Origin of the sequence: Sphingobacterium cavernae, from assembly GCF_008520265.1 — a bacterium.
GTDB lineage: Bacteria > Bacteroidota > Bacteroidia > Sphingobacteriales > Sphingobacteriaceae > Sphingobacterium > Sphingobacterium cavernae.
This window is the reverse complement of the sequence record NZ_VIQM01000065.1, coordinates 34,483-48,323: the sequence shown is the minus strand read 5'-3', so window position 1 is coordinate 48,323 and position 13,841 is coordinate 34,483. Positions and strand designations below refer to the sequence as shown.

16 protein-coding genes and 1 tRNA gene are annotated in these 13,841 nt (G+C 36.4%); 9 read left to right on the top strand and 8 right to left on the bottom strand.

Annotation, left to right across the window (positions count from 1 at the left end):
- The first annotated feature begins 18 nt into the window (after window positions 1-18).
- Both FLS47_RS12690 and FLS47_RS12685 read left to right on the top strand, forming a co-directional pair.
- Window positions 19-492 (top strand): DUF4293 domain-containing protein, encoded by a 474-nt coding sequence (locus FLS47_RS12690; protein ID WP_149914740.1) that lies wholly within the window; start codon window positions 19-21, stop codon window positions 490-492.
- 7 nt (window positions 493-499) lie between these two features.
- Window positions 500-958 carry a hypothetical protein gene (locus FLS47_RS12685; protein ID WP_149914739.1) on the top strand — a complete coding sequence of 153 codons (459 nt, stop codon included), beginning with the start codon at window positions 500-502 and terminating at the stop codon, window positions 956-958.
- A gap of 39 nt (window positions 959-997) precedes the next feature.
- Here FLS47_RS12685 and FLS47_RS12680 read toward each other — a convergent pair whose 3' ends face one another.
- Window positions 998-1,537, bottom strand: a complete 540-nt coding sequence (locus tag FLS47_RS12680) for a tetratricopeptide repeat protein (protein ID WP_149914738.1) — start codon at window positions 1,535-1,537, stop codon at window positions 998-1,000.
- A 99-nt stretch (window positions 1,538-1,636) separates the two neighbouring features.
- Here FLS47_RS12680 and ung point away from each other — a divergent pair, with 99 nt between their 5' ends.
- On the top strand, window positions 1,637-2,308 hold the full coding sequence (gene ung / locus FLS47_RS12675; protein ID WP_149914737.1) for a uracil-DNA glycosylase: 672 nt from the start codon (window positions 1,637-1,639) through the stop codon (window positions 2,306-2,308).
- Here the strand turns inward: ung and FLS47_RS12670 are convergent, their stop codons facing one another.
- Both FLS47_RS12670 and FLS47_RS12665 read right to left on the bottom strand, forming a co-directional pair.
- Window positions 2,309-3,382, bottom strand: a complete 1,074-nt coding sequence (locus FLS47_RS12670) for a DUF6695 family protein (protein ID WP_149914736.1) — start codon at window positions 3,380-3,382, stop codon at window positions 2,309-2,311.
- Window positions 3,383-3,853 carry an Lrp/AsnC family transcriptional regulator gene (locus FLS47_RS12665; protein ID WP_132777368.1) on the bottom strand — a complete coding sequence of 157 codons (471 nt, stop codon included), beginning with the start codon at window positions 3,851-3,853 and terminating at the stop codon, window positions 3,383-3,385.
- Between the two features lie 435 nt (window positions 3,854-4,288).
- On the opposite strand from FLS47_RS12665, the gene sufB reads away from it, so the two are divergent.
- The 3 genes from sufB (at window position 4,289) to sufD (ending at window position 7,950) form a co-directional block, all read left to right on the top strand.
- Window positions 4,289-5,740, top strand: a complete 1,452-nt coding sequence (gene sufB / locus FLS47_RS12660; RefSeq protein WP_149914735.1) for a Fe-S cluster assembly protein SufB — start codon at window positions 4,289-4,291, stop codon at window positions 5,738-5,740.
- Window positions 5,741-5,825: 85 nt separating this feature from the next.
- Window positions 5,826-6,584 carry a Fe-S cluster assembly ATPase SufC gene (sufC, locus tag FLS47_RS12655; protein ID WP_149914734.1) on the top strand — a complete coding sequence of 253 codons (759 nt, stop codon included), beginning with the start codon at window positions 5,826-5,828 and terminating at the stop codon, window positions 6,582-6,584.
- 31 nt (window positions 6,585-6,615) lie between these two features.
- Complete coding sequence (gene sufD, locus FLS47_RS12650; protein ID WP_223225271.1) at window positions 6,616-7,950, top strand: Fe-S cluster assembly protein SufD; 1,335 nt, start codon at window positions 6,616-6,618, stop codon at window positions 7,948-7,950.
- Window positions 7,951-8,103: 153 nt separating this feature from the next.
- Here sufD and FLS47_RS12645 read toward each other — a convergent pair whose 3' ends face one another.
- Window positions 8,104-8,682, bottom strand: coding sequence for an energy transducer TonB (locus FLS47_RS12645; protein ID WP_149914733.1), 579 nt, complete (start codon window positions 8,680-8,682; stop codon window positions 8,104-8,106).
- A gap of 117 nt (window positions 8,683-8,799) precedes the next feature.
- Window positions 8,800-8,994, bottom strand: coding sequence for a hypothetical protein (locus FLS47_RS12640; protein WP_149914732.1), 195 nt, complete (start codon window positions 8,992-8,994; stop codon window positions 8,800-8,802).
- Between the two features lie 145 nt (window positions 8,995-9,139).
- Here FLS47_RS12640 and FLS47_RS12635 point away from each other — a divergent pair, with 145 nt between their 5' ends.
- The gene (locus tag FLS47_RS12635) at window positions 9,140-10,369 is read left to right on the top strand and encodes an MFS transporter (RefSeq protein WP_149914731.1); all 1,230 of its coding nucleotides are present in this window, start codon (window positions 9,140-9,142) and stop codon (window positions 10,367-10,369) included.
- Between the two features lie 7 nt (window positions 10,370-10,376).
- On the opposite strand, the gene FLS47_RS12630 is transcribed toward FLS47_RS12635, so the two are convergent.
- From FLS47_RS12630 to FLS47_RS12620, 3 genes are all read right to left on the bottom strand, one after another.
- Window positions 10,377-10,769 carry a PH domain-containing protein gene (locus tag FLS47_RS12630; RefSeq protein ID WP_188347429.1) on the bottom strand — a complete coding sequence of 131 codons (393 nt, stop codon included), beginning with the start codon at window positions 10,767-10,769 and terminating at the stop codon, window positions 10,377-10,379.
- Window positions 10,770-10,866: 97 nt separating this feature from the next.
- Window positions 10,867-10,939: transfer RNA gene (locus FLS47_RS12625), tRNA-Gly, on the bottom strand.
- A 97-nt stretch (window positions 10,940-11,036) separates the two neighbouring features.
- The gene (locus tag FLS47_RS12620; RefSeq protein ID WP_149914729.1) at window positions 11,037-12,578 is read right to left on the bottom strand and encodes an NAD(P)/FAD-dependent oxidoreductase; all 1,542 of its coding nucleotides are present in this window, start codon (window positions 12,576-12,578) and stop codon (window positions 11,037-11,039) included.
- A 160-nt stretch (window positions 12,579-12,738) separates the two neighbouring features.
- On the opposite strand from FLS47_RS12620, the gene FLS47_RS12615 reads away from it, so the two are divergent.
- The gene (locus FLS47_RS12615; RefSeq protein ID WP_149914728.1) at window positions 12,739-13,317 is read left to right on the top strand and encodes a LemA family protein; all 579 of its coding nucleotides are present in this window, start codon (window positions 12,739-12,741) and stop codon (window positions 13,315-13,317) included.
- A gap of 80 nt (window positions 13,318-13,397) precedes the next feature.
- The gene (locus tag FLS47_RS12610) at window positions 13,398-13,832 is read left to right on the top strand and encodes a TPM domain-containing protein (protein ID WP_149914727.1); all 435 of its coding nucleotides are present in this window, start codon (window positions 13,398-13,400) and stop codon (window positions 13,830-13,832) included.
- Window positions 13,833-13,841: the final 9 nt, after the last annotated feature.

Here is a 13,841-nt window from a genome sequence, read left to right as displayed (position 1 = left end):
TAAGATTAAAAAACAGATATGATTCAACGCATTCAAACAATTTGGTTGTTATTAGCAACAATAGTTATTTTAGGATTATTTATGTTCCCATATTTAAATTATATCGATTTGGTGGGGTTGGGCAAAAAGTTATTTGTCACTGGCGAATATTCTGCTGTGAATAATGAATCCGTAAAGCAAAGCAATTTTCTATTGCAAACAATAGCAACGATAGTTGTTGCATTAGTACCTTTTGTGACTATTTTTCAATTCAAAAACAGAAAACTTCAAATTAAATTGATCTTTGTTTCCATAGCTTTAATAGCGTTATTGGGCGTTTGGATGTATTTTACCTCTGCTGCTACATTGGATTTGATATCACAAAGTTTCGGTGCTAGCAATATAGGTGTAGGGTTTTTCTTGTTGCCTATTTCCATTATCTTTTTAGCAATGGCATTGGGCGGCATTCGTAATGATGAGAAATTAATCAAGTCAGCTGATAGATTACGTTAATTATCTAATGAAAAGATTATTTCTGATTCTAGCAATTACATTAGGTGTTAGTTTTTCTTTTGCGCAAGAGAAGGAAGAACGCAAATCCACAGATATCAACGAAATCGAGGTATGGACTAAGGGTGTACAAGTTTCAGCTAAAGGAGATACGGCGACAGTAGAATTGTATTTGCAATCATACTTGAAAAATCCTCGTGAATTTAAGTTAAATACCTTTTCAACGGGATTGTTGAGTGGTAGTGAAAAACCTTTATGGTATCATACGATGCAATTGGGAAAGGTTCTTGTGCGTCTGGAGGACAGGCAAAATTATCTTCGTTATTTGCTTACACGTAATGAGCCAGTGGTACTGACAATCAAAACTGGAGATTGGAAAAAGCAATGGGGCAAACCAAAACAATTAAAACTAGCCTTTGAAGATTTTCAGGAAGAAGGGAAAATATTAGAATTTGTTATAGATTTATAATTCAAAAGCCTCGATAATTTTCGAGGCTTTTGAATGTTTTTATCTTGAATAACGAATTTGTTGTCTGTCCATCATTCCCATTTGATCTTTCATCATTTTGATTTGATCTGCTAACAATTTGTTCTTATCTGCACGTTTCGCTTCTTGCAAATATTTCTCTGCTTCACGTTTATTGCGTTTTGCCATCATTACACCAGCTAGACTTAACTTCGCTAAAGCTACATTGTGATCCATATGCAAACCTAATGAAAGTGCTTTCTTAAAGAATTTTTCCGATTGCAAAGGTGCACGTTGAGATTCCATTAGACCTAATAGTAAATGATAATATCCGTGTTGCGCAGGAATAAGCTGTTTCTCGTAATTTGTGATCTTACTCAACCATTTTTCCGCATTGACAGTATCTTGCTTACGAAAATACCATTGTGTAATAAGCATATATTCGTGAAAGAAAACAGTCACCCAAGCCAAAATTGTAACTAGAATACCTAAAATACCCCAGCCCCAATATCCAAACCAAAATAATACTACTGTTCCTACCAAAAGTAAACAGCTAATAATAATACGCACTAAATTTGACATCTCTTCTTGTTGTAGTTTTTAAAACGCAAATATCCATTAATTTAAGTAGTTATGCAAACTTGTTTATAGGTTTAAGCCGTAAAAATGTACTTTTGTTTTATGGAAAATCTGTACGACGAAAGTTGGACTCCCATCTTAAAGCCTTTGATGCAACAAGATTACATGCGAAAATTATCTGCTTTTGTACAACAGGAGCGTGCTCAATTTGAAATTTATCCGCCTAAGAATTTAGTATTTAATGCTTTTCGATTGACGCCCCTGAACGAAGTCAAAGTGGTGATTTTGGGGCAAGATCCTTATCATAATATTGGTCAAGCACACGGATTGTCATTCTCTGTACCGCAAGGAGTAGCTTTTCCACCTTCGTTGAAAAATATATTTGCTGAGCTATCTACAGATATTGAAGGTTTCCAAATACCAAGCTCTGGCGATCTTACCAAATGGGCAAAACAAGGTGTTTTGTTGTTGAATGCAACACTTACAGTACGCGCACATCAAGCTGCCTCACACCAAAAGCAAGGCTGGGAAACGTTTACCGATCAGATTATTGAAAAGATTTCTTCCGAATTGGAAAATGTAGTTTTTGTGCTTTGGGGCTCATATGCACAAAAAAAATCGGTTCTTATTGATGAAAAGAAACATTTGATTCTAAAAGCGGTTCATCCATCACCACTTTCTGTTTATCGTGGATTCTATGGTTCTAAACCTTTTTCAAAAGCAAATAATTATTTAGTTGCGCATGGCAGAAAACCAATTGATTGGAAGTTGTAGTTAAGCGTAGCGCTCTTTAATATTTTCGAAATCGTATTTGGCGTTCTCTAGTCTTTCGAGATGGTTAATGCGAATTTTTTTACCATTTTGCTCAATATGTGTAACTAACAAATGGCTGTCGTAAGCTATTTTATACGGAGTTTGTAGATCCACAAACTCTGTGGCTTCTCCACGAACCACGTATTCAAGCTTACCAAAAGTATTAAATCTTTTTACGATAAATTCATTGATGGTTTCTGTTGGCGTCACTGTAAACCAAGCACCATCACCCACACCGCCTAAATACATGGCATCTTTCGGTAGCGTTATTGGTTTGGAACGATAATTCATGCCTCCGATAATCAAGTCATTGGGGAATAATGCTGATTTTTTACGCGAAATATTATCACCTAATTGTTTCAACAAAAACCAAAAGGACTGAAATCTATTCATACGGAAGCTTTTGATGCCTTCATCGGGAACGTAAGAATAGATAATACGATCCTCCGCAGTATTTACAAGATTACTAACTGGGCTACTTTTGATTGTCTCTGGAAGATTGATGTAATGCCAAAAATGGTATTTGGGACACGATTTCATCAACATTCGCGTGATGAATCGAGAGCAATTATTGTTGTTTTTTGCGACTGCGCCATAAGGATAAGTGCCTTCAGTTACACACTGATCACCATAGGCTCTTGCCTTTTCAAAATTAATTCCTTTCACAATCGAAAAGAATAACTTACCATCACCATACATTGCTGGTTTAAGGTCTTCAAAAAGTTTGATTATATCTTCTAGGTTGGTAATGCTATTATTTTGTATTTCTGCTTTAAGCGAAATATCCAACATGGGATCAGAAAATTTTGAACGTGCACGACCATAGCCTCGTGGCGCGATATAACGACCAAAATCGTAAAAAAGCATCTCGCCATCTTGGTGATTTACAATCACCACACCTGTATGCCCGACCTTAAAATTTAGATTTTTGACAAGACCTATTTTTTTAAAGAACATCATCCATTTTTCATCGCCTCGAATTGTTGCATCTGGCCATGTTAAGATAATCGCAAAGTCTTGATAGTCTGTATTCATTTAATATTCTAACGGCACAATAGGTTCTTTTTTCGAAGTCGACATGATCATCATCGTTTGAAAAGTTTTTACAAACGGGATTTTCGATATTTTTTCCATTATCACTGCCTCATACGCTTTAATATCTTTAACATATACTTTGAGGATAAAATCACAGTTACCAGTCACGTGGTGACATTCCGTGACTTCAGGAATAGCTTTTACTGCTTCCACAAACTCAGGAATAGCATTGTGGGTGTGAAAATCCAACGAAATCTGAATAAAAGATTTAATACCTAAACCTAATTTTTCTTCATCAACGAAAGCATGATAACTCTTGATAAATCCAGAGTTTTCCAATTTGCGTACACGCTCTAATGTAGGTGCAGGTGAAAGACCGATATTTGTAGCAAGCTGCAAATTCGTAATACGGCCATTTTCTTGCAAGAGGCGTAAAATCTTAAGATCAAGTTTGTCAAGTTGGTAGGACATATAATTTCTTTCTTCGAAATGTAAATATAACAAATATTATACAATACTATATCTTTTTGGGTAAGTAAAAGCACTGTGTAAAGTCTTCTTCGGAAAATTTTGTTAGGTCTGAAATGTTCGAATGTTAAATCTCTTTGGAAAGGTCATAGATAGACTATATCGACTTTTTTGATTAATAAACGTTATTTGGCATAGTTTTCGTCTATGTTTATTGGCTTTAGAAATAGATTTTAACAATATCGAATCATTTTTTTGTCAAAAAATTATGTTAAAATCGTCTTGAACACACAAAGAAGTGACTTTTGTCATGAATTGACCTACTTTCACGTTTAGAGAGACCAAAAAATGCTATATTATTAGTATTTATATCGTAACTTTGTATTCCCAAAAAGGTCTGCTATAATGGTTTGACGTGTAAAAAGGGAAGCATTAAATATGAGTACCAAAGACGACGAATTACTGAAAGAGCTGGAGCAAGAAGAATACAAATACGGTTTCACGACTGATATTGAGATGGATATTGCTCCCAAAGGATTGAACGAAGATACAATTCGCCTAATATCATCTAAAAAAAATGAACCAGAATGGTTATTGGAGTGGAGATTAAAAGCTTTCCGCCATTTCCTTTCTATGGATATGCCAACTTGGCAAAATTTTGATAATCCCGAAGTAGATTTTCAAGAATTATCATACTACGCTGCGCCAAAGCCCAAAAAGCAATTGGAAAGTTTAGACGAAGTGGATCCTGAGTTATTGGAGACTTTCGCCAAATTAGGCATTCCTTTGGACGAGCAAAAGATATTAGCAGGTGTGGTTGCTGTGGATGCAGTCTTTGACTCTGTCTCGGTAAAAACTACATTCCGTGAGAAATTGAAAGAAAAGGGAGTTATTTTCTGTTCATTTGGTGAGGCTGTTCAAGAATATCCTGAATTAGTTAAAGAATATTTGGGCACTGTAGTTCCGCAAACGGATAATATCTATGCGGCATTGAACTCAGCTGTATTCTCTGATGGTTCATTCGTTTACATTCCAAAAGGCGTTCATTGTCCAATGGAATTGTCTACATATTTCCGTATCAATGCACAAAATACAGGTCAGTTTGAACGTACATTAATCGTTGCGGATGAAGGTTCTTACGTTTCTTATTTAGAAGGATGTACAGCTCCGATGCGTGATGAGAATCAATTGCACGCTGCTGTCGTGGAATTGATCGCTATGAAAGATGCTGAAATTAAATATTCTACTGTTCAAAACTGGTATCCTGGTGATAAAGACGGTAAGGGTGGTATTTTCAACTTCGTAACCAAACGTGGTATCTGTAAAGGTGATAACTCGAAAATTTCTTGGACACAAGTAGAGACAGGTTCAGCAATTACTTGGAAATATCCAGGTGTAATCTTGAAAGGCGACAATTCTGTAGGTGAATTCTATTCTGTAGCTATGACGCGTAATATGCAAGTAGCGGATACTGGTACTAAAATGATTCACTTAGGTAAAAACACCAAATCTAAGATCGTTTCAAAAGGTATTTCCGCGGGAAAATCACACAATAGCTATAGAGGTTTAGTGAAAATTGGTCCTAATGCGGACAACTCACGTAACTTCACACAATGTGACTCTTTATTAATAGGTGACCGTTGTGGAGCACATACTTTCCCTTATATCGAGAACAAAAACAAAACGGCTAAACTAGAACACGAAGCAACAACTTCAAAAATCGGTGAAGATCAAGTGTTTTACTTAAATCAACGTGGTATTGATTCGGAAAAAGCTGTTGGATTAATCGTAAACGGTTACGCGAAAGAAGTGCTTAACCAGTTACCAATGGAATTTGCTGTTGAAGCACAAAAATTATTGGCAATCTCGTTAGAAGGATCAGTAGGATAGGAGAATTTGAAAATTAGATAATTTGAAAGTGTGAGCAGGATAGAATCTCAATACTCACATCTCAATACTCAATACTAAAAAAGAAATGTTATCAATAAAGAATTTGCAAGCGTCTGTTGAAGACAAACAAATATTAAAAGGATTAAACTTAGAAGTAAAAGCGGGAGAAGTTCACGCGATCATGGGGCCTAACGGTGCTGGTAAAAGTACATTGGGTAATGTATTAGCTGGTCGTGATTCGTACGAAGTGAATGGTGGTGAAGTGACGTTGGATGGAAAAGATTTATTGGATCTTTCTCCAGAAGATCGTGCACGTGAAGGTTTGTTTTTGGCTTTCCAATACCCAGTAGAAATTCCTGGTGTGTCAAATATCAACTTCTTGAAAACTGCTGTAAGTGACATCCGTGAATATAGAGGTCTTCCTCCATTAGAAGCGAAAGAATTCTTAGCAATGGTAAAAGAGAAACAAAAATTAGTAGAATTCTCTGCTAATTTGGCGAACCGTTCGTTGAACGAAGGTTTCTCTGGTGGTGAGAAAAAGCGTAACGAAATCTTCCAATTGGCGATGTTGAATCCTAAATTAGCGATTTTGGATGAGACGGATTCAGGTTTGGACATCGATGCATTGCGTATTGTAGCAAATGGCGTAAACCAATTACGTTCAAAAGACAACGCTTTCGTGGTAATCACACACTACCAACGTTTATTAGATTATATCGTTCCAGATTTCGTTCACGTATTGCACAATGGTCGCATTGTCAAAACTGGAACTAAAGAATTGGCATTAGAATTAGAAGAAAAAGGTTACGATTGGTTAAAAGACTTAGATGCGCAAAATGCCTAATCTAATCGGTCACCGATAAAAATTAAAGGTCATGAGCGGATTGATAACAAATAACATGAGTACAACAATAGCAAACTCTTTATTCGAACAGTTGACGTCTACTTTTCAAGAATTGGAAGTGACGAATGAGCCTTCTTTATTGAAAGCAATTCGTCAAGAAGCTTTCGCAAAATTCGAAAAAGCAGGTTTTCCAACAGTTAAGAATGAGGAATGGAAATATACAAACATTCATGCTTTAGTTAACAAAACATATTTGTTGAATGAAGATGTGGATGTAGCAAATTTGGATTTGAGCAAAGCGGATATTCCAGAATTGGATGCACACCGTATCGTATTGATCAATGGACAATATGTGTTGGCTTTCTCTTCGTTGGAAGATGAGGTTGGTATTACAGTAAAACCAATTGAAGAAGCTGTAGAAGAAGCGAATTTCCAAAAACACTTTGCCCAATACGCAGATAAAGCGGACAATGCGTTGGTGGATTTGAATACGGCTTTATATACTTCGGGTATTTATTTATCAGTTGGAAAGAACAAAGTAGTTTCTAAACCATTGCACATCGTGCATGTAGCGACAGGTGGTGAAGATTTTTTCGCACAAACAAGAAACTTATTTGTTGTAGAAGCTAATGCTGAAGTAGAAATCATTGAATCTTTCATCACATTAGAAAATACAGCTAAAAACTTACACAATAAGGTTACGGAAATTGTATTGGACGAGAATGCAAAAGTTCAACACTATTACCTTCAAGTAGCTGATGCAGTAAGTAACTATATCAACCATACAGAAGTTTACCAAGCAAAATACAGTTTGTACAACAATTACAATTGTACTTTCCCTGGTGCTACTTTTGTACGTAATAATATCAATGTGCGTTTGGATGCAGAGAATGTGGAATCACATTTATACGGTATCAACCTATTAGCGGACAAACAATTGGTAGACAACCATACGGTAGTAGATCACTTGAAACCACATTGTGAATCGTACGAGTGGTACAAAAATATTCCTCAAGACGAATCTACAGCTGTATTCAACGGTAAAATTTTCGTTCGTGAGGATGCACAAAAAACAAATGCTTTCCAACAAAACAACAATATGTTGATTGGTGATAAAGCAACGGTTTATACAAAACCTCAATTAGAAATCTTTGCAGATGATGTGAAATGTTCGCACGGATGTACGATGGGTCAATTTGACGATGAAGCTTTGTTCTATTTAAGAGCAAGAGGTATCGGCGAAGAGTCTGCACGTATTTTATTGGTACACGCTTTTGCTTTTGACGTGACTTCACGTTTTTCAAATGAAGTGGTTCGCGCTTATGTAGAAGATCTTGTAGCCAAAGGTTTAGATAGAAAAAATTAGTAGTGTAGTTTTATATTAAAAGCGTCTAGGGAGAAATTCTTAGACGCTTTTTTAGTTTTCTATGTTGATAAAATATTATCGACCTGTCAGATCCAAACGAATGGGTAGACTATAAGCAACTCTAACCGGAACACCGCGCATGTATCCTGGAGTTCATTTTTTAGCTCTTTTTAAAACGTTGATTGCAGCATCGCCAGTTCCAAAACCTAAATCTTCGTCTATTTTCATATCAACCATTTTTCCTTCTTGATCAATAACAAAGGAAACTTTAACAGTACCTTTTACCCTAGCATTAATTGCTTCCTTGGGATAGTTGTAATTATTCGCAATAAATGTTCGTTTGGCTATTATATCTCCAGGATCAATAGGTGGTTGATGAGAGTTCTTGTCATCATAAAAGTATTCCTTATTCAAGGAATCTTTTGTAACGCCTGAGATAAGCTTCCCATTATCGTATGTCTCTTCAAAGCTGTATTTGTCACGCATAAAACTTCCAGTCCATTTTCTTATGCGTTTGTGGTTTTCGTAGTTTCCTTTTTCTACGGTAGAGTTACTCAATTCAATTTCAGCGTACCCATTGCCATTGTGAAGATGACGTTTGCCTAAGGAATCGTGATAAACAAGTATTAACGTATCCGTAACTTTAATTTTTTCTTTTTCTTCTTTATAAGGGTATTCAAACGCTAGTTTTAGCTTTCCGTTAGGGTAATAATAGTAAGCTGTATCAATCAAAACTCCATCTGGACTATAGGTTTCTTTTGTTTTTATTTTTTCATTTTCGTAAGCCTCCAGCTTTTGTCCAATAAATCTTTTGTCTTTAATGTTTGGAAATGTTCCTATTAATTTGGTTTAATTGGTTTGAATATATTTTTCTATTACGCGCACTTGAGCGTTTTCTAATATAGATAATTCGCGATAATAATGAGCTTGCTCCTTTTCTTTGGTTTCTTTACCGTCTTTCGTGTATAAAGTTGTAAATGATAATTGGCCATAAACAATTTGAATAAGCAAGCTTATTAATATTGTGCTGAATAGTCTTTTCATCTTAAGTTAATCTTTTTGTCTTAATCGTAAATATAATGTTTTGAGTCTAAAACCAAAAACTTATCCTAAGACAGGAAAACACGAATTAGAGTCAAAACCTGATGATTCAGAATTCACAATGGTATATTTGAGCAAATTTTGAATAATGATTCACGAAAAGTGGTTTAAAACCTATATATACATCTGGATAGGGCAGTTTGTCTCCTTATTGACTAGCTCGGCAGTCAATTTTGCAGTAATCATATATTTGAGTTTACATTACAAATCTGCTGAAGTATTGGCTTTTGCAGGAATTGCTGGATTATTGCCACAAGCAATTATAGGACCATTCGCGGGAGTATATATTGACCGTTGGGATCGTAAGAAAGTCATGATATACGCGGATGCTTTTATTGCATTATGTACTTTTTTGATGTCATTTGCATTTGTGGAAGGCGAAGCGAATTTGATATTTGTGTATGCACTTCTTGTTTGTCGTTCATTAGGTCAAGCTTTTCATACGCCAGCAATGCAGGCTATTGCTCCTTTGATTGTGCCTGAGGATAAATTATTGAAAGTATCAGGGATAAATCAAATGCTACAGTCTGTCAGTATGATTGCAGGACCAGCTGTGGGTACTTTAGCAATTACTTTCTTGCCTATTTCAAAGGTTTTGTATTTGGATGTGATTGGCGCTTGTTTGGCGATAGTTTCTTTATTATTTGTGACGATTCCGAAGTTGACAAAGCAAAGTGAAGATAATGATATATCGACTGTATTGACAGATTTGAAATTAGGCTTCGCCGAAATTCAAAAAAATAAGGGTCTGTATATGTTATTCGTCTATGCGATGTTGACTACATTTTTTGTGATGCCTGTTGCCATTATGTATCCATTATTGACCATTGAACATTTTGCAGGAGGCAAATGGGAGATGAGCGTCATCGAAGTGGTGTGGGGTGCTGGTATGTTAGTTGGTGGTGGAATCTTAAGTGCATGGCAGGGTTCTATCTCTAAAGTTGTCTTAGTCAATGCGATGCATATATTTCTGGGGTTGACATTTGTGTTTTCGGGATGGATAAGTGGTGAGTTATTTTGGGTTTTTGTGGCTATTACAACTCTGGGCGGAATAGGAATGTCTTTCTTCAATGCCTCCTTTATGACCATTATTCAAGAAGAAGTTAAGCCTGAATTTTTAGGACGTGTGTTCTCGATGTACTTTAGCTTTGCTATTATCCCAAGCGTTATTGGCTTACTTTTTACAGGTTGGATAGCAGACGAAATCGGGGTAGTCAATGCTTTTATAATCAGCGGATTGGCAATGTGTGTGGTTGGATTGTTATCATTTCTAACACCTGCTGTAATGAATCTAGGGAAGAATAGGAGCCCTGAGTAAATAGACTTTATTTGAGATATTTTACCTCTATTGAGGGGTTTATTTTCAACAGTTCTTCAACTAATTTGAAATTGTCTTCGGGACTAACAAATACATCATCAAATTTATTATATCCAATGGCAATACCGTTGGTAAATGTGGTTGCAGGCTTATTAGAAAGCCAATTTGAGGCATTTACCTCTAATTTTCGAATTGAATGAATGTTTATCTCACCTTTCATAAATAATGATTTGTAATAAAGATTTTCATTTTCGATCCAATAACGGGTTGTTTGCTGTGCTATTAAATAAATGATGGTGATGAAAGGATATGCAAATAATAGTAGCGTAATCCATGTAATAGTTGATGCTTTAATGCTGATTAGAATTATAAAAGTAGGTATCAGTAATAGTGTTAACACACAAAATATTGGTAATAGGACTTTGAAACCTTTTTTAGGATTGAATACTTGCATTCCTAAAAATAAAAAAAAAGCTTCTCAATTTGAGAAGCTTTTGAGCGAAAGACGAGATTCGAACTCGCGACCCCAACCTTGGCAAGGTTGTGCTCTACCAACTGAGCTACTTTCGCTTGTTTGTGATACAAAAATAAGGCTTTTTTAATTTTTGTCAAGCCTTATTTTTAAAAAATATATTAAAATCACTTGATTCGCTTAATTTTTAGTCACTTAAATTTTTATAGCATCCACACAATTAATCCCGTCAATAGCTGCGGAAACAATTCCCCCAGCATAACCAGCACCTTCAGCACATGGATATAGCCCTTTAACTTGTGGATGTTGAAAAGTTTCTTTATCTCTCGGAATGCGAATAGGCGATGAAGTGCGCGATTCAACACCGACAAGAATAGCTTCATTCGTATAATAGCCTTTCATTTTTTTTCCGAAAATTGGCAATGCTCCACGTAAAGCTTGATGTACAAAGTCTGGTAATACTTCATTCAAATCTACAGAGCGTGTGCCCGGTTTGTAAGAGTTTTCGGGAAGATCACGTGAAACTCTGTTTTCTACAAAATCTACCATGCGTTGAGCCGGCGCTACTAAATTGCCACCGCCCAATTGAAAAGCTTGTTGTTCAATCTGACGTTGGAATTCTAATAAGGCAAAAGGATTTGTCGCAGCATCAGGGACATCTTCCAAATTTATTTGAATGACTGTACCTGAGTTTGCATGCGGGTTATTTCGTTTGGATGGAGACCAACCATTTACGACTATTTCATTGTGCTCCGTCGCACAAGGTGCTATAATTCCACCTGGACACATACAAAATGAAAAGACACCACGGTCATTCACTTGCTCTACCAAACTATAATAAGCTGGCGGAAGATTTTCATGACGTGTACTGCAATGGTATTGTGCTTTGTCAATGATTTCTTGCGGATGCTCAATACGTGCGCCTAGAGCAAAAGGCTTTGCTTCAAGCAACCAATTTTTGGATCGGAATAATTCATAAATGTCGCGAGCAGAGTGTCCAGTAGCTACGATAATATGTTCGGCTTCAAATGATTTGCCATCCGCAGTTTTTACACCTGTTACTTGCCCAAATTGTTCGGTAATATCGACAACTTTCGTGTCAAAATGTACTTCGCCTCCCATTTCCAAGATGCGATTACGCATATCCTCGATGATATGCGGTAATTTATTAGTACCTATATGTGGTCGAGCATCGATCAAAATATCTTGATCCGCACCATGTTCTACAAAAATCGAAAGCACTTTGTTGACATCACCACGTTTATTCGAACGTGTATACAGTTTGCCATCCGAATACGTACCTGCGCCACCTTCTCCATGACAATAGTTGGAGTCTGGATTGACAATGCCTTCTCTATTAATTTTCGCAAGATCACGACGTCGATCGCGTACAGCCTTTCCGCGTTCTACAAGAATAGGTTTTAAACCGCGTTCTAGGCAACGGTATGCGGCAAACAAGCCTGCTGGTCCTGCACCTATGATGATCACAGGTTTGCCCTCCTTTACATGTTGTAATGTGCTGCTGAAAGATTCAGTGACTGGTTCTTCGTCAATAAAAAATACCACACGCGTACGGTATAAAACTGCACGGCTTCTAGCGTCAATTGATCGTTTGCGGATGTGGTAACCTTTGATTTTATGTGGCTCAACTTTTAGTTTTTGAGCACCTTGTTTTGTAATATAATTTTCATCGTAGATGAAATCTGGACTAATCGCCAGCTCAATTTCTTTTTGCATATGTTTTACACTTGGGTATCTATCCCAAAATATTGACACAAAGTTACAAAAATGATGATGAATTGTCAGTATGCAGATTTTGGCATTCGCTTTGACTTTGTATTTTAGATTTTTAAAAACTTATTTGTACATTTAGACAAACAGATTGAATTTATCACACATGAAAAAATTATTATTTGCCCTAGTTGGCTTGTTTATTACGCTTTCTTTTAGTTCTTGCGGATACAATACAATGGTATCAAAAGATGAAAACGTGAAAGCAAAATGGGCACAAGTTGAGAACGCGTATCAACGTCGTGCAGATTTGATTCCTAATTTGGTGTCGACAGTCAAAGGTGCTGCACAACATGAGCAAGGAACATTGACAGCTGTAGTCGAAGCACGTGCTAAAGCAACTTCTGTAAGTGTAAATCCTGATGATTTGTCTGATGAGTCTATTGCTAAATTTCAGCAATCACAAGATGCGTTATCGCAGTCTATAGGTCGTTTGTTAGTAAGCGTAGAAGCATACCCTGATTTAAAAGCAAATTCTAATTTCCAAGAGTTGCAAGCGCAATTAGAAGGAACGGAAAACCGTATTTCAGTGGAACGTAGAACCTATAATGAGGCTGTTCAAGACTTCAATACGACTGTTCGTAGTTTCCCTAACAATATAATGGCGGGTATTTTTGGCTTTAAAGCAAAAGGTACTTTCCAAGCAGCAGAAGGTTCGGATAAAGCTCCTACAGTTTCATTCTAGACTTTTTAATCCATTGTATATTAAGATGAATATTGGAGTTGTATATAGTCCAGTATTCATCTTTTATTTTTAGTAATGATATGGCTATTTTAAATTCAGATGAGCAAGAGCGCGTCGTGCATGCTGTAAGTGTAGCAGAGAATATGACTTCTGGTGAAATCCGCGTTGTCGTAGAAAATGTAGTTGGAAATAATCTTACTGCAATTCAGAAGGCAGAAAAATACTTTTTCGAACTCAATATGCATAAGACGTTGCGCCGCAATGGCGTGTTAGTATACTTGGCTGTTGCAGACCATCAATTCGCTATTATTGGTGATGCAGGTATTAATGCTAAAGTACCAAGTGACTTTTGGGAAAATACAAAAAACAAGATGTTAGCACATTTTAAAGTTGGTGATTACGCATCGGGATTGGTAGAAGGCATACACGATGCAGGAGAGCAACTGCACCATTTTTTTCCGCGTCAAGAAGACGATGTGAACGAATTACCAAACGACATTCATTTTGGTCATTAATATTGATTC

Excerpts from the sequence above, each read along its gene's own strand:
- FLS47_RS12685 (WP_149914739.1), top strand. The coding sequence starts at position 500 with ATGAAAAGATTATTTCTGATTCTAGCAATTACATTAGGTGTTAGTTTT.
- FLS47_RS12665 (WP_132777368.1), bottom strand. The coding sequence starts at position 3,853 with ATGTCCTACCAACTTGACAAACTTGATCTTAAGATTTTACGCCTCTTG.
- FLS47_RS12670 (WP_149914736.1), bottom strand. The coding sequence starts at position 3,382 with ATGAATACAGACTATCAAGACTTTGCGATTATCTTAACATGGCCAGAT.
- FLS47_RS12690 (WP_149914740.1), top strand. The coding sequence starts at position 19 with ATGATTCAACGCATTCAAACAATTTGGTTGTTATTAGCAACAATAGTT.
- ung (WP_149914737.1), top strand. The coding sequence starts at position 1,637 with ATGGAAAATCTGTACGACGAAAGTTGGACTCCCATCTTAAAGCCTTTG.
- FLS47_RS12640 (WP_149914732.1), bottom strand. The coding sequence starts at position 8,994 with ATGAAAAGACTATTCAGCACAATATTAATAAGCTTGCTTATTCAAATT.
- FLS47_RS12615 (WP_149914728.1), top strand. The coding sequence starts at position 12,739 with ATGAAAAAATTATTATTTGCCCTAGTTGGCTTGTTTATTACGCTTTCT.
- sufD (WP_223225271.1), top strand. The coding sequence starts at position 6,616 with ATGAGCGGATTGATAACAAATAACATGAGTACAACAATAGCAAACTCT.
- sufC (WP_149914734.1), top strand. The coding sequence starts at position 5,826 with ATGTTATCAATAAAGAATTTGCAAGCGTCTGTTGAAGACAAACAAATA.
- FLS47_RS12610 (WP_149914727.1), top strand. The coding sequence starts at position 13,398 with ATGGCTATTTTAAATTCAGATGAGCAAGAGCGCGTCGTGCATGCTGTA.
- FLS47_RS12680 (WP_149914738.1), bottom strand. The coding sequence starts at position 1,537 with ATGTCAAATTTAGTGCGTATTATTATTAGCTGTTTACTTTTGGTAGGA.
- FLS47_RS12620 (WP_149914729.1), bottom strand. The coding sequence starts at position 12,578 with ATGCAAAAAGAAATTGAGCTGGCGATTAGTCCAGATTTCATCTACGAT.
- FLS47_RS12635 (WP_149914731.1), top strand. The coding sequence starts at position 9,140 with ATGATTCACGAAAAGTGGTTTAAAACCTATATATACATCTGGATAGGG.
- sufB (WP_149914735.1), top strand. The coding sequence starts at position 4,289 with ATGAGTACCAAAGACGACGAATTACTGAAAGAGCTGGAGCAAGAAGAA.